This is a genomic window from Acinetobacter sp. YH12097, assembly GCF_013419225.1.
Taxonomy (GTDB): domain Bacteria; phylum Pseudomonadota; class Gammaproteobacteria; order Pseudomonadales; family Moraxellaceae; genus Acinetobacter; species Acinetobacter amyesii.
The window spans coordinates 1-4592 of the sequence record NZ_VPAN01000079.1 but is presented as its reverse complement, the minus strand read 5'-3'; the positions used below and the strand labels follow the sequence as shown (position 1 = coordinate 4592).

Sequence of the window (4592 nt, the reverse complement as noted above, 5' to 3'; positions counted from 1 at the left end):
GTAAATTTTCAGCGTTGCTGGCTCCCCGTCAGCCGGATTGGGTTGCATCGCAGGGGTGTCGAAAGAGTCAACTGCGGTCCAAAGCTGTTGGACTTGGGTGAAAAGGGCGTTTATTCTTCCTATACGTAAATTGTATTTGTTTTAGAAAAAGTTTTTGATCATTTGCTTCTTGCTGTGTAAAAGGTTTGTATGCTTGAATTTCTTCAATGATTTCTTTCATTTTTTATTGTCACTTTCCTGTCGTCATCTACTTATCAGCTAAATACCCTTCAGGCATTGGAATCAATTTTTCTGATTCCCGACTGAGGCTCTCCTCTGCTTTCCACCCGGCGATTTTATTTTCCGTTGCTTCGATCACCCCATCAAAAAGAGAATCACTTAATATTAGACGTAGTGGTGGTTCAGGCAATGCCGCAAGTTTTAAGATTGTCTTTGCTGCTAATATAGGGTCACTATCTGTCGCCTGACCCTCCTGTTCTTTTGCGAAGGCATCCATTTGTTGATGCAGTTCTTGATAATCCGGCAAGCGTTTACTATTATGCAGTTTCTTGTAAAGATCTGTCCAATAACCTCCTGGTTCAACAATAGTCACATGAACACCAAAAGGAGCCAGTTCCTGTGCTAAAGCTTCCGTCAATCCTTCTACCGCAAATTTACTAGCACTGTATAGACCTGAAGTCATCCAAGACATGATGCCCCCGATACTACTCATTTGGATAAAACGACCTGATTTGTCTCGCAAAAAAGGAGAAACCGCTTGAGCCGTCCAAAGAGAACCGAAAAAGTTTACATTCATTATCTGACGCGCCTCTTCTTCTGTTGTCTCCTCAATCATTCCTCCAAGCATCATTCCCGCATTACTCAAAGCAATATCGATGCCATTAAATTTTTCTGCTCCCTTAGCAGCAGCGGCTACTACCATGTCTCGTTCTTCAATATCGCCTAAACAGATCAGCAAAGAAGATCCATATTCTGTTTTTAACCTGCTGAGTTTTCCTTCTGTTCTAGAAAAAGAAATGACTTGGTCGCCATTTTCTAATACTAATTTTACTGTCTCAAAACCAATTCCTTTACTTCCACCAGTAATAAACCACGTTCTAGTCATCTGTCCACGCTCCTTTTTTCCTAATTACTCTCAATATGATTATAACAAATTAAAAGGCCAACAACAACTATAGTATCTAATATGCTGATTGTCAGTTATAAAATACTAAGAGTCATTTTATTCAAAAAAAGTTGTGGCAAAAAACTTGCCACAACTTTTTTATTTTGCACGAATCGGGAGCCATATTTGGAACTGTGCATTCTGAGGATTAGCATCTAAATATAATTCGATATCTGGCAATTCAGCATATTCAAAACCTGAAGTTGGTAACCATTCAGTAAAAATCTGCTGTTGCAATTCTTGAATTGCTCCTGGTATAGGACCCGTTCCTGAGAATACCGCCATCCAGCTTTGCGTGATAAAAGCCAGCAATAAAAACCCGCACATATCAGCGCCCATTCCAAGCAGCAACACACCGCGGTCACCCAGTCGCTTTGAAAGAGTGCCGGTTAAAACAGCTTGTACGAATGTATGTGCTGCACCAAAAACGGCCAGCGACACACCTGCTGTGCCAATATCCCAATTCAAGCGCTGTTCGCCATAAATCACCCACAAAGCGGCGGGCGCCTGCCCAATCAGCTGCATAAGAAAAAACAACGCAAAAAAGCTGGCAAGTCCCTGAACTGCAAAATTGAAGCGAAAGCCTTCAAACAAATTGATTTTGGCTGGCTGTCCTTCAGGCGGTTGTGACGGCGTTTTGGGCAACAAGAAAGCCACCAAACAAAAGGCAATTGCATTGAGAAGAGCCCCTGCCACAAAGGGCGCATGCACAGATATATCACTAAGAACACCGCCAATAGCAGGCCCTGCAATCATACCTGCACCAAAACACGCCCCCATAAAACCAAACCAACGCGCACGTTCTTCCTGTTTAGTTGTATCAGCGATAATTGATGCCGCGATTGCACCAGTTGCTCCGGTAACACCTGAGATAATCCGGCCGATATAAAGCACCCATAAAACAGGCGCTGCCGCCATTATGCTATAATCAATCGTGGCACCTAAAAATGAAACCAGCAAAATAATCCGCCGTCCATAGCGGTCAGATAACCGCCCTAAAACGGGCGCGCAAAAGACCTGCATAAACGCATAAAGCGATAAAAAAACACCATAGTGAAATGCTGTTTGCTCTGCCGGTACAAATTCATTTAATAAAGCCGGAACCACCGGCATGATTAATCCCAAACCAATCGCATCAAGCGCGACAACAATGAGTGCGGTTATAAGTGATTTTGACATAGATGTGACTTTTATTTATCATTGATAAGTTGGCGATAAAAAACTTTGTACCTGGCATAAAGCTCGGTGGTGTCAGCGCGTGACCGTACCGGCTTCTTTTGATACTGCCGCCTGGGCGGCTTCTCCTGCTGATCCGGTGACGCCTCAAAGGCTCCCAGCCGCTTTTCCAGGGCAGGCTTGGACAGATCGCGGGACAGGGTGCTGGGCTTGACCATCGTGCCGTCATCGGCCCGGATCACCAACCCGTTACCCCTTGGCGTAATCTCCAGGCCGTTATCACGCATGACCTGGTGCAGCTCCGTCCAGGACTGCGCGGCTTTAATGTCGTCCAGGCATTCGCGCTTGATCCAGCCCACCAGACTTTCCACGCCGGCATGGCGCTCCATGTCGGCGGCCCTCGATGCCGCCCCGCGCTGCTGCGGCCGGTGATTGTCTGCCTCCAGGCCATAGTCCCGTTCCAGCGTCTCGCACAAGTCGGCCAGCGCCAGGTGCGGATAGTACGGTTCGTGCATCGTGTGCCTGGTCGGGTGAATCTTGTTGATGGCAATGTGGATGTGCAGGTTGTCGGTGTCGTTATGCACGGCGCTGATACGCTGATGCTCACCAAACCCTAGCCCTTGGCAAATCCGTTCCTCTATCGCCTTCAAGGTGTCGGCATCGGGATTCTCGCCGGCGCGAAAACTGACAATCAGGTGATAGGTCTTATCGCCCTTGGCCCTGGTGTTCATGTGCTGGGTGGCCAGCACTTCGGTGATGGCATCGCGCACTGAATGCGCCTCGCAATTCGTGACCTGAACATGGCCCAGCCGGTGGTCTTTGCTCTGTGCGTCGGTGATGTATTTAGCCAGGTCGGCAAAGTCTGATTTGCCCAGGGAACGCATGGCAACATGCTTGGCAATCATGATGCTGCCCTGGGTCGCACAATAGATTCCATCAATCGGCTCATTTCGTCCTGGTTGGCCTCAATCCGGGCCAGCAGGCCCAAGACAGTTTCAGCGCTGAACCGGGCCGTTCGGGCATCGTCGGTCAGCCACAATTTCAGCAGACCACCGAGGCGGCCCAGGTCGCCATTGACCCGCACCAGCTCGCGCACGTTCTCGTAATCGGTCACGCCCTGGACGGCGTAACCCTGCCCCACGGCCAGCAAAAAAGCAGACGTACTCAAGCCAGCCGCTTGTGCGTTGGCCTCAATGGCGGCCCGCTCTTCCGGCAGGCAATACACCTTGATCGGCGTGCTGCTTTTTCTCGTTACCTTCTGCTCTGTCGCCTCCATCTTTGGCGTCCTCCTGGTTCTCTTATTCCGGCGTCCGCCGATGGCCCCGCAGGGCAGGATTCCCGTTGAGCGCCGCAGGTGCGAATAAGGGGAAGTGAAGAGGAACACCATGCTTGCATGGTGGGCCTACTTCACACATCCTGCCCGCTTCACCACCACTTTAACATCACTACCATTTACCGGCTATAACCCGTTTTATCGACAAACACAAGCCGATTCCACGCATAAGGCGTGCAATCTGGCTTTAGTCGCCTTACAATCGCTTTAATAGCGATAGAATCGGCATTAAATCGCGGATAAATCGACATATAAAAGGCGGTAGAATCGGCATGACTAAACGGCTTACAGAGCGCATTGCAGCGCAAATGCAGACCCAAAAGCCCACCCGTTCAGGACAGAATCGGGCGGCTTTCCTGGCCCAGCGCGACGACATAAAAGAGGCTTTGACCGATGGCTGGCCGGTAAAAGCCATCTGGAAAACGCTGCACGATGAAGGGAAAATCAGCTTCGGATATGATGCTTTTATCAGCTATGTGAACAGTCTGATTCGGTCGCCAGGCGAGCCTGAAAAGGCCACCGCAAGACCGCCGGCATCCTCCCAACCGGCCCCCAAGAAAGCCACCCCAGCGACACCCAAACCAGTACCATCAGCCAGCCATAAGCCGGGGGAGATTCCCAGCTTCAACTTCAACCCCAGCCCGAACAAAGCGGACTTGATTTGACGCCCCAAGGGGCGGATTGGACGCCAAGAGGGAAGGCATAGCCCGCCCCTCAAGTGTCAATGAACCCCTGGAAATCGACCCCGAAAACAGCCCCCTTCATAGAGGCGGCCTATTAACATTTGAGTGGGAGTGACGGGCACTGGCTGGCAATGTCTAGCAACGGCAGGCATTTCGGCTGAGGGTAAAAGAACTTTCCGCTAAGCGATAGACTGTATGTAAACACAGTATTGCAAGGACGCGGAACATGCCTCAT

General features: G+C 49.7%; 5 protein-coding genes and 2 pseudogenes. 1 reads left to right on the top strand and 6 read right to left on the bottom strand.

The window, feature by feature from the left end; genetic code table 11:
* Window positions 1–67: 67 nt before the first annotated feature.
* The 6 genes and pseudogenes from FTU37_RS16290 to traJ form a co-directional block, all read right to left on the bottom strand.
* Complete coding sequence (locus FTU37_RS16290; protein ID WP_180007116.1) at window positions 68–220, bottom strand: hypothetical protein; 153 nt, start codon at window positions 218–220, stop codon at window positions 68–70.
* A 27-nt stretch (window positions 221–247) separates the two neighbouring features.
* Window positions 248–1105 (bottom strand): SDR family NAD(P)-dependent oxidoreductase, encoded by an 858-nt coding sequence (locus FTU37_RS16285; protein ID WP_120366351.1) that lies wholly within the window; start codon window positions 1103–1105, stop codon window positions 248–250.
* Between the two features lie 159 nt (window positions 1106–1264).
* Complete coding sequence (locus FTU37_RS16880; protein WP_233735431.1) at window positions 1265–1450, bottom strand: GyrI-like domain-containing protein; 186 nt, start codon at window positions 1448–1450, stop codon at window positions 1265–1267.
* A pseudogene (locus FTU37_RS16280) lies at window positions 1442–2344 on the bottom strand (TCR/Tet family MFS transporter); the annotation flags it as partial. The pseudogene FTU37_RS16280 and the gene FTU37_RS16880, both read right to left, overlap by 9 nt.
* A 26-nt stretch (window positions 2345–2370) precedes the next feature.
* A pseudogene (gene traI / locus FTU37_RS16275) lies at window positions 2371–3246 on the bottom strand (TraI/MobA(P) family conjugative relaxase); the annotation flags it as partial.
* Window positions 3243–3617: a conjugal transfer transcriptional regulator TraJ gene (gene traJ / locus FTU37_RS16270; protein WP_033472343.1), complete on the bottom strand. Its 375-nt coding sequence runs from the start codon at window positions 3615–3617 to the stop codon at window positions 3243–3245. The pseudogene traI and the gene traJ, both read right to left, overlap by 4 nt.
* Before the next feature lie 329 nt (window positions 3618–3946).
* Here traJ and FTU37_RS16265 point away from each other — a divergent pair, with 329 nt between their 5' ends.
* A complete protein-coding gene (locus FTU37_RS16265) occupies window positions 3947–4339 on the top strand; it encodes a TraK family protein (protein WP_052928019.1) in 393 nt (130 codons plus the stop codon).
* Window positions 4340–4592 lie beyond the last annotated feature (253 nt).